The organism is Catenulispora sp. GP43 (genome assembly GCF_041260665.1).
In the GTDB taxonomy this organism is placed as follows: Bacteria; Actinomycetota; Actinomycetes; order Streptomycetales; family Catenulisporaceae; genus Catenulispora.
Genome location: NZ_JBGCCT010000033.1, coordinates 42,753 through 58,427, shown reverse-complemented (window position 1 = coordinate 58,427; position 15,675 = coordinate 42,753). Strand labels below are relative to the sequence as shown.

13 protein-coding genes and 2 pseudogenes are annotated in these 15,675 nt (G+C 69.1%); 11 read left to right on the top strand and 4 right to left on the bottom strand.

What is annotated here, in order from left to right; all coding sequences use genetic code 11:
• Positions 1 to 3: 3 nt before the first annotated feature.
• Together ABH926_RS43355 and ABH926_RS43350 are read left to right on the top strand one after the other, a co-directional pair.
• Positions 4 to 2,424 (top strand): phosphoketolase, encoded by a 2,421-nt coding sequence (locus ABH926_RS43355; protein ID WP_370372485.1) that lies wholly within the window; start codon positions 4 to 6, stop codon positions 2,422 to 2,424.
• Entirely contained in the window at positions 2,406 to 2,714 is a 309-nt protein-coding gene (locus ABH926_RS43350; RefSeq protein WP_370372483.1) for a three-helix bundle dimerization domain-containing protein, read from the top strand. The genes ABH926_RS43355 and ABH926_RS43350 overlap by 19 nt, the downstream gene beginning before the upstream one ends.
• A 207-nt stretch (positions 2,715 to 2,921) precedes the next feature.
• On the opposite strand, the gene ABH926_RS43345 is transcribed toward ABH926_RS43350, so the two are convergent.
• The 3 genes from ABH926_RS43345 to ABH926_RS43335 are packed head-to-tail and all read right to left on the bottom strand — an operon-like array spanning position 2,922 to position 5,397.
• Positions 2,922 to 3,788 (bottom strand): universal stress protein, encoded by an 867-nt coding sequence (locus ABH926_RS43345; protein WP_370372481.1) that lies wholly within the window; start codon positions 3,786 to 3,788, stop codon positions 2,922 to 2,924.
• A 47-nt stretch (positions 3,789 to 3,835) separates the two neighbouring features.
• A complete protein-coding gene (locus tag ABH926_RS43340) occupies positions 3,836 to 4,786 on the bottom strand; it encodes a M48 family metalloprotease (RefSeq protein ID WP_370372479.1) in 951 nt (316 codons plus the stop codon).
• An 11-nt stretch (positions 4,787 to 4,797) separates the two neighbouring features.
• A complete protein-coding gene (locus ABH926_RS43335) occupies positions 4,798 to 5,397 on the bottom strand; it encodes a LemA family protein (protein ID WP_370372477.1) in 600 nt (199 codons plus the stop codon).
• A 731-nt stretch (positions 5,398 to 6,128) separates the two neighbouring features.
• Here ABH926_RS43335 and ABH926_RS43330 point away from each other — a divergent pair.
• The 8 genes and pseudogenes from ABH926_RS43330 (at position 6,129) to mgtA (ending at position 14,457) form a co-directional block, all read left to right on the top strand.
• On the top strand, positions 6,129 to 6,647 hold the full coding sequence (locus ABH926_RS43330) for a universal stress protein (RefSeq protein ID WP_370372475.1): 519 nt from the start codon (positions 6,129 to 6,131) through the stop codon (positions 6,645 to 6,647).
• A complete protein-coding gene (locus tag ABH926_RS43325; RefSeq protein ID WP_370372473.1) occupies positions 6,644 to 7,135 on the top strand; it encodes a general stress protein in 492 nt (163 codons plus the stop codon). The genes ABH926_RS43330 and ABH926_RS43325 overlap by 4 nt, the downstream gene beginning before the upstream one ends.
• A gap of 51 nt (positions 7,136 to 7,186) precedes the next feature.
• Positions 7,187 to 9,982: a cation-translocating P-type ATPase gene (locus ABH926_RS43320; protein ID WP_370372470.1), complete on the top strand. Its 2,796-nt coding sequence runs from the start codon at positions 7,187 to 7,189 to the stop codon at positions 9,980 to 9,982.
• A 26-nt stretch (positions 9,983 to 10,008) separates the two neighbouring features.
• Positions 10,009 to 10,117 (top strand): annotated as a pseudogene (locus ABH926_RS43315) (slipin family protein); the annotation flags it as partial.
• A 10-nt stretch (positions 10,118 to 10,127) separates the two neighbouring features.
• Positions 10,128 to 10,406 (top strand): annotated as a pseudogene (locus tag ABH926_RS43310) (cation transporter); the annotation flags it as partial.
• Positions 10,407 to 10,430: 24 nt separating this feature from the next.
• Positions 10,431 to 10,706: a hypothetical protein gene (locus ABH926_RS43305; protein ID WP_370372608.1), complete on the top strand. Its 276-nt coding sequence runs from the start codon at positions 10,431 to 10,433 to the stop codon at positions 10,704 to 10,706.
• A gap of 203 nt (positions 10,707 to 10,909) precedes the next feature.
• Positions 10,910 to 11,500: a hypothetical protein gene (locus ABH926_RS43300; protein ID WP_370372468.1), complete on the top strand. Its 591-nt coding sequence runs from the start codon at positions 10,910 to 10,912 to the stop codon at positions 11,498 to 11,500.
• Positions 11,501 to 11,802: 302 nt separating this feature from the next.
• Positions 11,803 to 14,457 carry a magnesium-translocating P-type ATPase gene (gene mgtA, locus ABH926_RS43295; protein WP_370372466.1) on the top strand — a complete coding sequence of 885 codons (2,655 nt, stop codon included), beginning with the start codon at positions 11,803 to 11,805 and terminating at the stop codon, positions 14,455 to 14,457.
• 122 nt (positions 14,458 to 14,579) lie between these two features.
• Here the strand turns inward: mgtA and ABH926_RS43290 are convergent, their stop codons facing one another.
• Positions 14,580 to 15,008: an Hsp20/alpha crystallin family protein gene (locus ABH926_RS43290; protein ID WP_370372464.1), complete on the bottom strand. Its 429-nt coding sequence runs from the start codon at positions 15,006 to 15,008 to the stop codon at positions 14,580 to 14,582.
• 313 nt (positions 15,009 to 15,321) lie between these two features.
• Here ABH926_RS43290 and ABH926_RS43285 point away from each other — a divergent pair, with 313 nt between their 5' ends.
• On the top strand, positions 15,322 to 15,597 hold the full coding sequence (locus ABH926_RS43285) for a histidine kinase (RefSeq protein WP_370372462.1): 276 nt from the start codon (positions 15,322 to 15,324) through the stop codon (positions 15,595 to 15,597).
• The last annotated feature ends 78 nt before the right edge of the window (positions 15,598 to 15,675 follow it).

The following is a 15,675-nucleotide window of genomic DNA, read 5'->3' as shown; positions in this document are numbered from 1 at the left end:
GCGATGGACAGCCGACGTCCGTCCCCACCCGGGTCCCGGAGAGAAGGTCCTGTTGCCTTGACCGTCCATGCCCTTCACCCGCACCGCACCGACCGCACCGACCTTCATGCCGTGGACCACTACTGGCGTGCCGCGAACTATCTGTCCGTCGGACAGCTCTACCTGCGGGACAACGCCCTGCTCCACCACGAGCTGAAGCCCTCCGACATCAAGTCGCGGCCGCTGGGCCACTGGGGTACCAGCCCCGGGCTGAACTTCGTCCACGCGCATCTCAACCGCCTGATCAAAGAACACGACCTGGACCTGATCACGGTCCTGGGCCCCGGACACGGCGGCCCCGCGGCCCTGGCCTGTTCCTGGCTGGACGGCACCTACACCGACCACTACCCCGACGTCACCCGCGACGTGGCCGGGATGCGCAAGCTGTTCGCGGCGTTCTCCACGCCCGGCGGCGTGCCCAGCCACATCGCGGCCAACGTCCCCGGCTCCATCCACGAGGGCGGCGAGCTCGGCTACAGCCTGGCCCACGCCTTCGGCGCCGCCTTCGACAACCCGGATTTGATCGTGGCCTGCGTCGTCGGCGACGGCGAGACCGAGACCGGCCCGCTGGCCACCTCCTGGCAATCGATCAGGTACCTGAATCCGACCCGCGACGGCGCGGTCCTGCCGATCCTGCACCTGAACGGCTACAAGACCGCCAACCCGACCGTGCTGGACCGCATCCCGCGCGAGCAGCTCGACAACCTCCTCGCGGCCTATGGCTACGACCCGCGCTGGGTGGTCGGCGACGACCCGCACAGCATGCACCACGCGATGGCCGAAGCCCTCAACGGCGCCCTGGCCACCATCCGGCTCATCCAGACCGCGAAGCGATTCCCCAAGAGCGCGAGCGCCGCGATCCCGCCCTGGCCGATGATCGTCCTGCGCACTCCGAAGGACTGGACCGGACCGCACATCGACGACGGTGTCGGCGACGAACGCACATGGCGTCGGCACCATGCACCGCCGGCCGGGGTGCGCGAGGACGCGAAGCACCGCCGCGTGCTGACGGACTGGATGAATTCCTACCGGCCTAAGGAGCTGTTCGACCACTTCGGCCGGCCCAAGCCGGAGGTGCTGTCCTGTCTGCCGGAAGGCGAGCGGCGCGTCGGCGCCAACCGGCACGCCGACGGCGGCCTGCTGACCCGGTCCCTGGACCTGCCGCCGCTCGGCGCCCACGCGGTCGACGTCGACAAGCCCGGCGGCACCCTGCACGAGCCGACCCGGATACTCGGCACCTGGCTGCGCGACGTGATCGAAGCCGATGCCGGCCGCCGCGCCTTTCGGCTGTTCGGCCCCGACCAGACCGCCTCGAACCACCTGGACGCCGTCTTCGAGGTCACCGACCGGGTCTGGACGCTGACGACCCAGCCCGGCGAGGACCGCCTGGCCCCCGACGGCCGGGTCATGGAGGTCCGGAGCGAGCACCTGTGCCAGGGCTGGTTGGAGGGCTACCTGCTCACCGGACGCCACGGGATGTTCACCTGCGACGAGGCGTTCATCCACGTCATCGACTCGATGCTGAACGAACACGTCAGGTGGCTGAAGACCGCGGCCGCCTCGCGGTGGCGGGCTCCGGTGCCTTCGCTGAACTACCTGCTGACCTCCCGTGTGCGGCGCCAGGACCCCGGATTCTTGGGACACGTGGCGAACAAGACCGCCGACGTCGTGCGCATCTACCTACCGCCTGACGCCAATACCCTGCTTTCCGTCGCAGAGCACTGTCTGCGCAGCCGGAATCTGGTCAACGTGATCTTCGCCGGGAAGAATCCGGGCCCGGACTGGCTGTCACCGGACGAGGCCGTCCTGCACTGCGAGCGCGGCCTGGGCATCTGGGACTGGGCCGGCACCGAGGACGACTTCGCCACCGAACCCGATGTGGTGCTGGCCTGCGCCGGCGACGTCCCAACCCTGGAGGTTCTCGCGGCCTCCAAGCTGATCCGCGAGCACATCCTGGGTCTACGGGTGCGCGTGGTGAACGTGGTGGACCTGATGCGGCTGCAGCCCGAGTCCGAGAACCCGCACGGCTCACCCGATGCCGAGTTCGATGCCATTTTCACCACGGACAAGCCGGTCATCTTCGCGTTCCACGGCTACGCCTCCCTCATCCACCGCCTGGCCCACGGCCGGCACGGCCACGTGAACCTGCACGTGCGGGGCTACAAGGAGCAGGGCTCGGCCACCACGCCGTTCGACGTGCTGGTGCGCAACGACATGGACCGTTTCCAACTGGTCTGCGATGTCATCGACCGCGTTCCCCACCTGGCATCCGAGGCGACGGCCGTGCGGCAGGCCATGACCGACGCCCGGGCCCGGCACCGCGACTGGATCCTCGAGCACGACGAGGACCTGCCGGAGATCCGCACATGGACGTGGACCTCATGACCGCCACCCGGCCGGCCCACCCGGCTCCGGCAACGCTCGACGAGAGGGCTCACAAGATGACCGTGTCGGCTCGGCAGAATCACGAGGACCACGCCATCACGCAGGTGTGCGAAAGGCTCCGGACGGTGTTCGGCGACCGCAGCCGGTCCGAGGTCGACGGCGTCGTCACCCGAGTGACGGAGAGCTTCGCGACCGCGCGAATCCGTGACTTCGTCCCCTTGCTCGTCGAGCGGATGTCCCGGGACGAGCTCAGCCACCGCTTCGGCCCGGTCCGAGGTCTGCGCCGCTGAGACCCGTACGCACCAAGCCCCTCCAGCGCCTTCCGGCGATGCGAAGCCGTGGAGAGCCGAAGGTCCCCGCCTCGGCCTTCCCAACCTGTTCATCTCGAGCCGCCAGAAAAGGTCCTTCACGGCGACGGCCGACAGCGTCGGAGATTGGCCGCCAAGCCCACCGGGACGGATGTGACGACGCTCCTGCCTCATCCGGCGCGACAGACATCAGTCGAGCGGTACCACTGCGACGGGGCACTCGGCGTGGTGCAGCGTGGCGTGCGCGACCGGCCCGATCCGTATGCCGTGCAGGTTGCCGCCGTGGCGCTGGGCTCCGACCACGAGCAGATCGAACCCCTTGGAGGCCTCGACGAGCTCGGCACCGGCCGGGCCGGCACCGATGAGCTCGGTGACGGCCACCTCGGAGTACTTGGACCGCCACGGCTGGACCACGGCTTCCAGTCGGATCGCCCACTCGTCCTTGACGTTCGCGGTGTTCTCGAAGGCGCTGTCGCCTTCGTTGTAGGGCAGAAACCACGGCTCGTCCCAGACATGCACCACGGTCAGCGCGGCCCCGCGCCGTGCGGCCAGGGTGAAGGCGAAGTCGAAGACCCGGTCGCAGGGCCCGGCGAGGTCGACGGCGGCCAGCACCGCGCTCCGGGCCGGGCGTTCCTCGCCGCGGACCATGATGACCGGACAGACGACCCCGGCCAGCGCCCGCAGCGACACCGAGCCGACCATCAGTCCGTCGAACCCGCCGGTGCCGCGGTTGCCGACGACCAGCAGTTCGGCGTCGCGACAGGCCTCGACCAGCGCCGTGGCCGCGTATCCGGCGACGGCGCGGGTCTGGACGTCGATCTCCGGATGGCCGGCGCGGACGCCATTCGCGGCCGCTTCCAGCAGTACCTCGGCCGCGTCGTGGCACGCTTCTTGGGACATCTCGGGCTGCGAGGACAGCCGGCCCGCGACCGGCCAGTGGTAGGAATGGACGATACGCAGCACACCGCCCCGGGCGACGGCCTCACGGGTGCCCTCAGCCAGTGCACGCTCGCTGGGCGCGGTGTGGTCGTAGCCGACGACGACGTTGTGGTTCATGGCGGTCTCCTTCATGGGCTGTACGTGTGCGGCCTGCTTCGACGTGCCTACACGGTGAGGCCTTGCTGCATGGCTTCCAGGACGGCGATGCGGTCGGCGATCGGCGGGTGGGTGTCGAACAGGCGGTGCACCCGACCGGTGTGGTGTTGGAGCGGGTCGTCGATGCACATCGCGGCGGTGGCGTGGTTGGTGTGTGCCAGCGGGATGTCGTTGGCTTGGAGTTTGCGCAGGGCGTTGAGCAGTCCGGCGGGGTTGCGGGACAGTTCCACGCCGCTGGCGTCTGCCAGGGACTCCCGACGCCGGGACAGCGCCAGGCGGATCAGCGGGCCGAGCAGGAATCCGACGACGGACAGCAGCGCCCCGGCGGCGAAGGCCAGCAGCATCAGCTGGGCGCCGTCGCGGCCGCGGGACCGCATGAAGAACGCACTGCGCCAGACGAGCCCGGCGAGCAGCGCCGCCAGGCCGATCAGGGTACTGACCACGAGCAGCAGCCGGGTGTCGTAGTTCTTGATGTGGCTCATCTCGTGGGCCAGGACGCCTTCGAGCTCCTCGCGGTCCATCATCGCCAGCAGACCGGAGGTCACCGTCACCGCAGACCGCGACGGGCTCAGGCCGGTGGCGAAGGCGTTCGGCGAGGGATCGGCGACGATGTACACGGCGGGCATCGGGACCCCGTCGCCGAGGGCGAGCGCCGAGACCAGGTTGTACAGTTGCGCGTTCTGCTGCGGGTCCGCGGGCTTGGCTCCGGCCACCGACAGGACCAGGCGCGTCCCGGAGCGCAGGGTGAACGCGATCCCGGCCAGGGCGACCAGGGCGGCGATGACGAGTCCGAGCACGATGTCGCCGGGCGCGGCAGTGCCGCCGGTGGTCCCGGCCGGCGCGGGTGACATCGCGGCGTACAGTGCCCCGATGATCGCTCCGATCCCCAGCCAGGCGAGGAAGAACAGGGCGATGTAGACGATCGTGCGTCGCTTGTTGCGGGCGATCTGCTCGTACATGGCTGGTCTCCTCAGCCTTGGGTCGGCGGCGCGCCGGCTGTGGTCGCGGTGGTGAAGTCGACGACGGGGACGTCCTTGTCGGTCTCGTCGGCCTGGAAGAACACCACCGGGTGGAAGCCGAACGGCGAGGCGATCAGCGTGCGCGGGAACGACTGCGTGGCGGTGTTGTAGTCCCGGGCGCTGGTGTTGTAGTAGCGGCGGGCGTACTCCAGCTTGTCCTCGGTAGCGGCCAACTGCTCCTGCAGCGCCAGGAATCCCTCCTGGGCACGCAACATCGGATAGTTCTCAGCGACCGCGAACAGCGAACGCAGGGAACTGCTCAGCGTGTTCTCCGCAGCGGCGACGGCCTTCGGATCGGCCGTGACCCCGGCGGTCACCGCCCGGGCGCGGGCGTCGGTCACCGCCTCGAACGTTCCGCTCTCGTGGGTGGCGTAGCCCCGCACGGTTTGCACCAGGTTCGGGATCAGGTCGTGGCGGCGCTTGAGTTCCACGTCGATCTGCGACCAGGCCTCGCTGGTCCGGTTGCGCTTACGGACCAGGCTGTTGTAACCGAGCCCGGCGGCCAGCACCACGACCAGGACGATTACTACGACGATGATGGCTGCGGTCATGAGCGTGCACTCCTTGAGTTGTCTGACCCAGCGGCGTCTGCCGGCCTGGTCGTCTCATCGGGCCCCGGTGCCGCCGTCCGGAACGGTGCGGCGGTGAGGATCACGGAAGTCACGGGATGTTCCGTCGCCCGCGGATCGCGGTACGGCTGATCGCTGCGGCAGATGCCTTTCGCCTGGCCGATCGTACGCAAGCGCTCTGGTAGGGATGGCCGTACCTGCTTCCTCGGGTGATCGAAGCCGGTCGAGGCCGGTCAAGGCCGGTCAAGGCCGGTCAAGGCGAGGATCTGATGCCTCGTGGACGACACCGGGCAGCTGCCCGGGCCGATCTCCTCCGCCCATGCATGCCCAGTCCGCACAGATCAAACGTACGAATCCGAGCCGGATACCCTCGTCGCCGGGATCGGCGGCCCGGACCGCACTGCCCAAGGCGCTTCGATGAGAACATTCGTCCAATACGAGCGTAGGCTCGACATGTCGCTCTGGTCCCCGGTGGCTGTCCACCCGCCGCCGATGACGCGCCCCCCACGAGACTCGCGGGCTCCGACCGAGCAGATCACCCACCGTCAGCTTTTCGCCGCCACCTGTCGCGGCTTCCTGTGGTCGGCGCCCCGACCCCTCTTGCCTTCGGCGTCCAACAACCGCCGGGCCGTCGACAAACGCTCGACCAAGCAACCCGGCCCATCAGCGCAGCGGTCCCCAGGCGACCGCGACACCCCATCACGGAGGTTGCCATGCCAGATCAGACCACAGACCGAGAACACCGCATCGTCGTCGGAGTCGACGGATCGCCTTGCTCGAAGACAGCCCTGCGCTGGGCCATGAACCAGGCACGGCAGACCGGAGCCGACGTCGAAGCCGTCGCCGCCTGGCAGTTCCCGACCGTGTACGGAGCCGGTTTCGGCTACGCGTATCCGTCTTCGACGTTCGACGGCGGCAGCGTCGCCGCCGACGCCCTGAAGGCTCTGGACGAGACCGTCTCCGACGTCTGCGCAGAGTCGGACCAGCCGGTCAAGGTCCTCACCCGCGTGGCCGAGGGCCATCCCGCCGAAGTGCTGATCACGGCTGCGGCCGGCGCGCGAATGCTGGTGGTCGGCACCCGCGGGCACGGCAGCTTCGCCGGGATCCTCCTCGGCTCAGTCAGCCAACACTGCGTCCAGCACGCACCGTGCCCCGTCGTGGTCGTCCCCCCGGCAGTCGAGACCGCCGCATCGCACATCCCGAACACCGATGACGCCTGGAGCCAGTCATGATGAACACCGCGACATCGGCAAGCATGCGGATCACCATCGCAGCGGCATCGGGCGACCAGGTGTCGCTGGGTTCGTACCCGACCTACGCGGAGGCGCAGAGCGTGATCGAGCGTCTCGCCGACCAGCAGTTCGAGGTCGAGACGACCGAGATCATCGGCAACGACCTGCGCATGGTGGAACAGGTGACCGGCCGGTTGACCTGGCCGCGCGCGCTGATCGGCGGCATCGGCTCCGGGGCGTGGTTCGGGCTGTTCGTCGGCCTGCTCATCGACATCCTGACCACCGTGTCCTTCGGCCGCGCGCTGCTCTTCGGCCTGGTCTGGGGCGTGATCTTCGGCGGCGTCTACGCGGCCGTCAGCTACGGCCTGACAGCCGGCCGCCGCGACTTCACCTCCCGCAGCGCCATCGTTCCGAGCCGCTTCGAGGTCCTGGTGGCCGCGGCGCACAGCGACCGCGCCCACGCCCTGCTGGCCGCCTCCCCGCGATAAGCACCCCCGGCGATGGATCCGCGAGGTCGGCAGGGCTGAGGAGAGACGACGATGACCGCCACTGACACAGCACCCGTCGAAAGTCCCGGGTCGCCGAACGACGCCGGCACAGCCGAAACCGTCGACGAACGTCAACCGCTGGCCGAGCTGTACCGTGATCTGCACACCTCACCGAAGGGACTGTCGGAACGGGAGACCGCCCGGCGGCGCCTGGTCTACGGCGCGAACGAACTGACCCGGCGCGGCGGCCGGCGGTGGCCTCGGGAGCTGCTCGATCAGTTCACCCAGCCGCTGGCGATCCTATTGGCGGTCGCGGCGGTGCTGGCGTGGGCCGGTGGCACGCCGGCGCTGTCCATCGCCGTCGTGGCCGTGATCCTGCTCAACGCCGGATTCGCGTTCGTGCAGGAGATGCAGGCCGAGCGTGCGGTGGAGGCCCTGGCCGCGTTCCTGCCCGCGACGACGAAGGTGGTACGCGACGGGGTGCGGGGCGAGATCCAGGCCCGGGACCTGGTTCCCGGCGACGTCCTGGTCGTCGCCGAAGGCGACCGGGTCAGCGCGGACGCGCGGATCATCGACGGGGACGTCCTGCTGGACTTGTCGTCGTTGACCGGCGAATCGGAGCCGGTGAGCCGTTCCAGGCAGCCGACGGCAGCGCCCGGTTCTCTGCTGGAGGCACACGACCTGGTCTTCAGCGGCTCCAGCTGTACCGGCGGCGAGGCGACCGCCGTGGTGACCCGGACCGGCATGCACACCGAGCTCGGGCGGATCGCCGCCCTGTCCCAACGCGGGACCACCGAGCGGAGCCCTTTGGAGACCCAGGTGCGACGCGCGACCTGGATCATCGCGCTCGTCGCGGTCGTGATGGGAGCCGCCTTCCTGCCCGCCGGGCTCGCCGCCGGCCTGGACTGGAGCGCGGCGATCAGCTTCTCGATCGGGCTGATCGTCGCCAACGTGCCCGAAGGACTGCTCCCGACCATCACCCTGGCGCTGGCCGCCGGAGTACGCGAACTCGCGCGAAAGGGTGCCGTCGTCAAGCGGCTGTCCGCGGTGGAGACGCTCGGATCGACCACCGTGATCTGCACCGACAAGACCGGGACCCTCACCGAGAACCGGATGCGTGTCACCGAACTCTGGCTGACCGGTACCGAACTCGACGCCACGACTCCGGTCGACGATCCGCGGGCCCTGGCACTCATCCGGGCCGCAGCGGCCTGCACGACCGCCGAGGCTCCCAGCGACACCCAGCCGAACGGCACCGGCGACCCGACCGAACTCGCCCTCCTGAGGCTGGCCGACGAACTCGGCGTCGCCGTCGATCCCGCCGAACGAACGGCCTCCCGGCGCGCGATATTCCACTTCGACGCACGCTTGAAGCGGATGTCGACCATCGATGTGGACGGTGCGACTGCCGCCGTCCACACGAAAGGTGCGCTGGAGACGGTCCTGCCGTGCTGCACGCGACTGCTCGACCAGCAGGGCACAGAGCGTCCGCTGGACGATCCGGCGCGAGCCGAATTGCTGCAGGCCATGGATCGCTACGCGGCTGGCGGCCTTAGAGTCCTGGCGGTCGCGAGTCACACGGTGGACGCCGGCCGGACCGTCCCGGACAAGCGCGAGGACGCCGAGTCCGGGCTCACCCTGATCGGGCTGGTCGCGATGGCCGACCCGCCGCGCGCCGGGGTCGCCGAAGCGGTGGTCCAGGCCCATGGGGCCGGGATGCGGATCCATGTCATCACCGGCGACTACGGCCCGACGGCGGCTGCGATCGCCCGGCAGGTCGGTATCGGCGGCCGGGACGGCCGGATCGTGGCCGGGCCGGAGCTGGACCGGCTGGCCGATGCCGAGCTGGACGCGGTGCTCGCCGAGGCCGGCGAGATCGTGTTCGCGCGTGCGTCCCCGGAGGCCAAGCTCCGGATCTGTGCGGCGCTGCGAGCCCGTGGTGAGGTCGTGGCGATGACCGGGGACGGCGTCAACGACGCCCCGGCGCTGCGGCACGCGGACATCGGCGTGGCGATGGGCAGGTCCGGGACCGACGTCGCCCGGGAGGCCGCGACGATGGTCCTGACCGACGACCACTTCGCCACCATCGTCGTCGCGGTCGACGCCGGGCGGCGGGTGTTCGACAACGTCCGCAAGTTCGTGCTCTACATCTTCGCCCACGCGGTCCCGGAAGTGGTGCCGTTCCTGGTGTTCGCTCTGTCCGGCGGCGCGATCCCGCTGCCGTTGAGCGTGCTGCAGATCCTCGCGGTCGACCTGGGCACCGAGACGCTCCCGGCACTGGCTCTGGGCCGCGAGCCGGCCGAACCCGGGCTGATGAGCCGGCCGCCCAGGCCGCGCACCGCGGGCGTCATCGACCGCGTACTGCTCCTGCGCGCCTGGGCCCTGCTCGGATCGATCTCGGCGGCGCTGGTGATGGGGGCGTTCTTCTTCACGCTGTGGCGGGCCGGCTGGCATTCCGGCGACCCGACCGGAGGCAGCACCCCACTGCACCACGCCTACCTCCAGGCCACAACGATCACCTTCGCAGGCATCGTCTCCTGCCAGATAGGCACCGCCTTCGCCTCCCGGACAGACCGGGCCTCCCTGTTCACCATCGGCTTGTGGTCCAACCCGCTGCTGCTGTGGGGCATCGCCTTCGAGCTGTTCTTCACCGCAACCGTCATCTACACACCGCCGCTACAGCACATCTTCGGAACCGCGGCGCTGAGCCCGGCACAGCTGGCCGTCATCGCCCCGTTCCCGGTCATCGTCTGGGGCGTCGACGAACTCGTCCGCTGGGCCCGTCGCAGCAGGAGCGAACCCGCCGCCCCCGCGACTCCCAGTCCGGCGCTCTCCGCCGCACAGTAAGGAATCCCATCATGGTGTTCGCGTGGATCGTCACCATGCCGATCCAGTCCCTGGGCATCATCACCCGCGACAACGTCAGCGTCGATGTGTCCGCTGTGGCCTACTTCCGCGTCGTCGACGCAGTGCTCGAGGTCCTCGCCGCGGTATCGATCCTGCGCGGACACCTGCCCGATCTGCGGGTCCGCGTGGTGAACAGAACGGCCTGGATCGATTCCACCTGGTCCAGGACGTCATCGACCGGGTACCGCGTCTCGGCGGCCCGGGCAGCGACCGGCCCCCGGACGACAGTCATCCCCTCGGATATGGCCGGGAACGGTTCTTCTGGTCCCTCATCGCCGCTGTCGGCATCTTCATCGGCGGCTTGGGCGCGGCAACCGCTGAAACCCTCCAGGCCCTGACCCACCCTCGGCCCACCGGTGCCTACCTCACCGGTTACACGGTGCTCGCTGTGAGCATCGCGCTGGACGCGGTGGCGCTGTCGGCAGGGTTGCGTCCGCTGCGACGGGGCGCCGCCGACCGGCACCTGCCGTTGGTCAGATTCCTGTGGTGGGGTACCGATCCCGCGGTCACCACCGTCGTGCTGCTGCACACCAACCGGGAACTGCTCACCGGTCGGTCGGTGGCGCCGGGACAGCAGGACCGGATGAGGGTCCTCGTCGGCGAGCAGCCCGGTGTCGTCGGACCCGGCGGCGGAGCACCGACGGCGGCGCTACATCCCTGCTGATCCTACGGATCGCAGGAGCCGGACACCGATCGGCGGCCACCAGGTGCCCGTCACCACCGACCGTGATTCTCAGAGTGCGGCGGTGCAGAGGCGTCCGCCACCCGAGCAGGGCAGTTCGGCCCTCCAACAGGGGTCCTTCGCCTCGTCCGCGAAACGGTCGACCGCAGGATCCTGAGACCATCGACCCATTGGAGGCAGTCCCCATGACCAGCCAGCAGCCCGTCAGCGTGAACACCGTCCACCCAGAGATCGCCGAGATCCCCGGGGCGATGATCACCTCGTACGCGGCCAAGGCCCTCGCCGTGCTGCGGATCGCCGCCGGCTTCCTGTTCCTGTGGGCCTTCCTGGACAAGACGTTCGGCCTGCACTACTCCACGCCGTCAGCCAAGGCCTGGATCCACGGCGGATCTCCCACCAAGGGCTTCCTGAAGGGCGTCGCCGTCGGGCCGTTCCAGTCGGCGTTCCACTCCATCGCCGGCAACCCGGTCACCGACTGGCTGTTCATGCTCGGCCTGCTCGGCATCGGCACCGCGATGATCGCCGGCGTCGCCGTGCGCATCGCCGCCGCCTCCGGCGTCCTCATGGTCGCCTTCATGTGGCTCGCCACCTACCCCCTCGCCCAGCACACCAGGGCTGGGGCCGCGACCAGTTCCACCAACCCGTTCGTCGACGAGCACGTCATGGACGCCCTCGTACTGATCGTCCTCGCCCTGACCTACGCCGGCACCACCTGGGGCCTGGGCCGGATGTGGGCCAGGCTGCCGTTCGTGACCCGGCACCGCTGGGCACTCTGATCGACCGCGGCACCACGCGGGACTTGCCTGGCCGTGACCTCACGGCCAGGCAAGTCCCGCGTGGTGCCGGATCCGTAGGTGAGACGTCTGTGACCTTGTACCTTTCGTCATCGATTCGTGCGATGCTGGGAGTACGCAGCGCGCTTGGGTCTGTCCAGACCACGTGCTCTCCCGCCGCGCGTGACCTTCCACCAGGCGGCGAGACACATGACAGGCCTTTTGATTGACGGGGACCCTAGGCCGAAGGCTTCCCGACGTGGCGATCGTCCTTCTTACGCCGCCCAGACGGGTGGCGTAAGCCGATGACGGCCTCCGCCCTATCGCAGCCGGCCGCTTCCGTCCACGAAGCGGCCTCCGCTGCCTCCATGCCCACGGCGGACGTTCTGCGCGGGCTCGGCGTGACAGCCGAGCAAGGTCTGACGGGCGAAGAGGCCGACCGGCGGCAGGCCGAGTACGGACCGAACGCGGTCGCCTCGCACAAGGCCCGCATGCTCTCAGTGCTCTGGCACCAGCTGCGCTCACCACTGCTCGGGCTGCTGATGGCCGCCGCCGCCGTGTCCTTCCTGGTCGGCGAGCGCAGCGACGCCGTCATCATCGGCGTGATCGTCGCCGTGTCGGTCGGCCTGGGGTTCGTCAACGAGTACCGGGCCGAGAAAGCCGCCGAGGCGCTGCACTCCCAGATCCGCCACACCACGGTCGTCATCCGCGACGGCCGACCGGGCACGGTGGACGTCACGGCGCTCGTACCCGGAGATCTGGTCGAGCTGAAGCTCGGCGACATCGTCCCGGCCGATCTGCGGCTGCTGGCCGTCACCGGCCTGGAGTGCGACGAGTCGGTCCTGACCGGTGAATCGCTGCCCACCGACAAGCACACCGACCCGGTTCCCGCAGGAACCCCGTTGGCCGAGCTGTCCGGGTGCGCACTGATGGGCACCGTGGTCCACGCCGGGAGCGCCACCGGGCTCGTGGTGGCCACCGGGCCGCGCACCGAGTTCGGCAAGATCGCCGCGGGCCTGGACACGCATCCCCTGGACACCGAGTTCCAGGTCGGGCTGCGGAAGTTCTCGATGCTGCTGGTATACGTCGCCGGCGCGCTGACCACGACGATCTTCGTGATGAACGTGGTGCTGCACAAACCGATCATCGACGCACTGCTGTTCTCCCTGGCCATCGCGGTCGGCATCACCCCGCAACTGCTGCCCGCGGTCGTCTCCACCTCCCTGGCCGCCGGATCGCACCGGATGAGCCGCCGCAAGGTCCTGGTCAAGCGCCTGGTGTGCATCGAGGACCTCGGCGACGTCGACGTGCTGTTCACCGACAAGACCGGCACCCTCACCGCAGGGAAGATCGACTACGAGCGCGCCATCCCCGCAGACCCCGGCGACGACGCAGCAGCAGACCAAGGGGCCGTGCTTCGCTGGGGGCTGTTGTGCACGGAGAACTCGGGGGCCGACGGACTCGCCGTTGGCGGGAATCCACTCGACCAGGCCCTTTGGCTATCTCCCGCCTCGCAGGCCCTGTACCCCGCACTGGCCGACTACGCGCGCCTGGCGACGCTGCCTTTCGACCACGAGCGCCGACTGGCCTCGACCCTGGTCCGGGACGGCGCGGGACAGACGACCATCGTGACCAAGGGAGCACCGGAGAGTGTCCTGGACCGATGCGTCAACGTCCCGGAGGAGGCGCGCAAGGCCCTGGACAGGGAGTTCGCCGCGGGGAACCGGGTCGTCGCGGTGGCCACCCGATCCGTCAGCGGGATGAGCCAGGTGACACCCGATGACGAACGGGGGCTGACCCTCGTCGGGCTCCTCGTCTTCCTGGACCCGCCCAAACAGGACGCGGCCCAGGCGCTGCGCCGTCTGGCCGACCTCGGCATCGCGGTGAAGGTCGTCACCGGCGACAACGCGGCCGTCGCCCTGAAGGTCTGCCACGACTTGGGGCTGGGCCGCGGTGACGCGCTGACCGGTGCCGACCTCGACAAGCTCGACGACACCCAGCTCGCCGCGGCGATCGCCACCACCACCGTGTTCGCGCGCGTCAGTCCCGAGGACAAGGCCCGCATCGTGCACGTCCAACGGCTGACCGGCGGCGGTGTCGCGTTCCTCGGCGACGGCGTCAACGACGCCCTCGCGCTGCATGCCGCCGACGTCGGCATCTCGGTGGACTCGGCGACCGACGTCGCCAAGGACGCCGCCGATGTGATCCTGCTGGAGAAGGATCTCGACGTGCTCGCCGACGGCGTGGCCGAAGGCCGGCGGATCTTCGCCAACACCATCAAGTACGTCCTGATGGGCACCTCCAGCAACTTCGGCAACATGGCCTCGGCCGCCGGCGCGTCGCTGTTCCTTTCCTTCCTGCCGATGCTGCCCTCGCAGATCCTTCTCAACAACCTGCTCTACGACACCAGCCAGCTGGCGATCCCCACCGACAACGTCGACGAGGAACAGCTGCGCCGGCCCTCGCACTGGGACATCGGCTTCATCCGCCGCTTCATGGTCTTCTTCGGGCCGCTCAGCTCCGTCTTCGACTTCCTCACCTTCGGAGTCATGCTCTGGGTCTTCCACTCCGGACCAGCCCAGTTCCGCTCCGGCTGGTTCGTCGAATCCCTGGCCACCCAAACCCTGGTCATCTTCGCCATCCGCACCCGCCGCATCCCCTTCTTCCGCAGCCACCCCAGCCTCCCGCTAACCCTCGCCGCGCTGACCGTGGTCGCCATCGGCGCGGTCCTCCCCGCCAGCCCACTGGCCCACACACTTGGTTTCCAGCCGCTGCCGGCCGCATACTTCGCAGCCCTGGCCGGCATGGTCATCGGATACCTGGTCCTGATCGAGATCGGCAAGAGGATCTTCTACCGCACTGCGGCCACTCGCGCACCCAAGGTTCAGGCCGATATTTCACATCGAAGCCTTCGCCATCTGCGGCGCCGCGCTGCGCAGTTCACAACCGCCGATCGCTGACGTGGCAAGAGATCCCAAGCTCCTGCCGGACACACCGAACCGCCCCGCGCATGAGCGCGGGGCGGTTCGGTCTTGGCTCACAGCCCGGGAGTCACGAGGATCTCCGAGGCGGACGCCCGGTACTACTTGGCAGACGCGACCTTGATCTTGTGGCTGGCCGCATTCACCGGCTTGTCCAGGGGAACCCGGACGGTCAGGATGCCCTCGTCGTAGGTCGCGGTGACCTTCTCGGCCTTCGCACTGTCCGGGAGGCGCACGGAGCGGTTGTACGCGCCGTAGCGGAACTCCGAGTGCTGGCGGTCCTGCTGCCGCTCGTTGCGCTCGGCATGCAGGGTGAGCATGCCGTCGGTCACGGCGACTTCGAAGTCCTTCGCGGAGTCGAGTCCGGGCATCTCGCCCCGGACGACGTAGGCGTCGGTCTCGTAGTGCGTCTCGATACGGATGCCGTACGGCGACTGCGGGCGGATGCCGAACAGCTGCTGCAGCGGATCGGTCAGGTCGCTCAGGTCAGGCATGGCCGGGAACTGCGCACGGCGAGTGGACTCGCTCATGGGAACTCCTATCCAGAAGACGTATCCGCCTTCTGCTCACCTTCCACACAACACCCAGCGCGGATATCAGAGCAGTGCCATAAGTCCTGGCATATCCGGGACGTATGCCGCCGCGGCGCCGTTCGCTGCTTGTAGCGCGCAATCAGTGCGCCTAGGATCAAATCAGATGCTTCACAGAAGGGCAGCCCCGCCAAGTCCCGGTCAGGCCCGGACCCCGTCGGTCCCGGTTCCGCCGTGCTGTCTGCCTCAATGGCAAGGTGGCTCACACATGACTCTCCGCGTTCGGGCCGAGAAATCGTCGAGGCCCAGTGCAATGGAAGCCGCTCGAGATCTGGACGCCGAGCGGGAACGTATCGCCGCCGGCCTGAACGACGAAGTGATCCACTCCATGTTCGCGGCCAGCCTGGACCTGCACGGCGCGCTGGCCCTGGAGGCCAGCGACCAGGTCCACGATCGGGTACGGGCCGCGATCGGCGCGCTCGACCAGGCCATCGCCCACGTGCGAACCACGGTGTTCGACTTGGAGTATCCAGCCGCCGCAGCCCAGGACACGCTCGCCGCCGCCGTGGCGCCCTGTGGTGGTCAGTAACTCGGCCACTGGATTTGACCGGGGCTTTTATGCGGCAGTCTCGTACTCGTTGATCAGTCCCCCGAGGAGGCGTTTGCG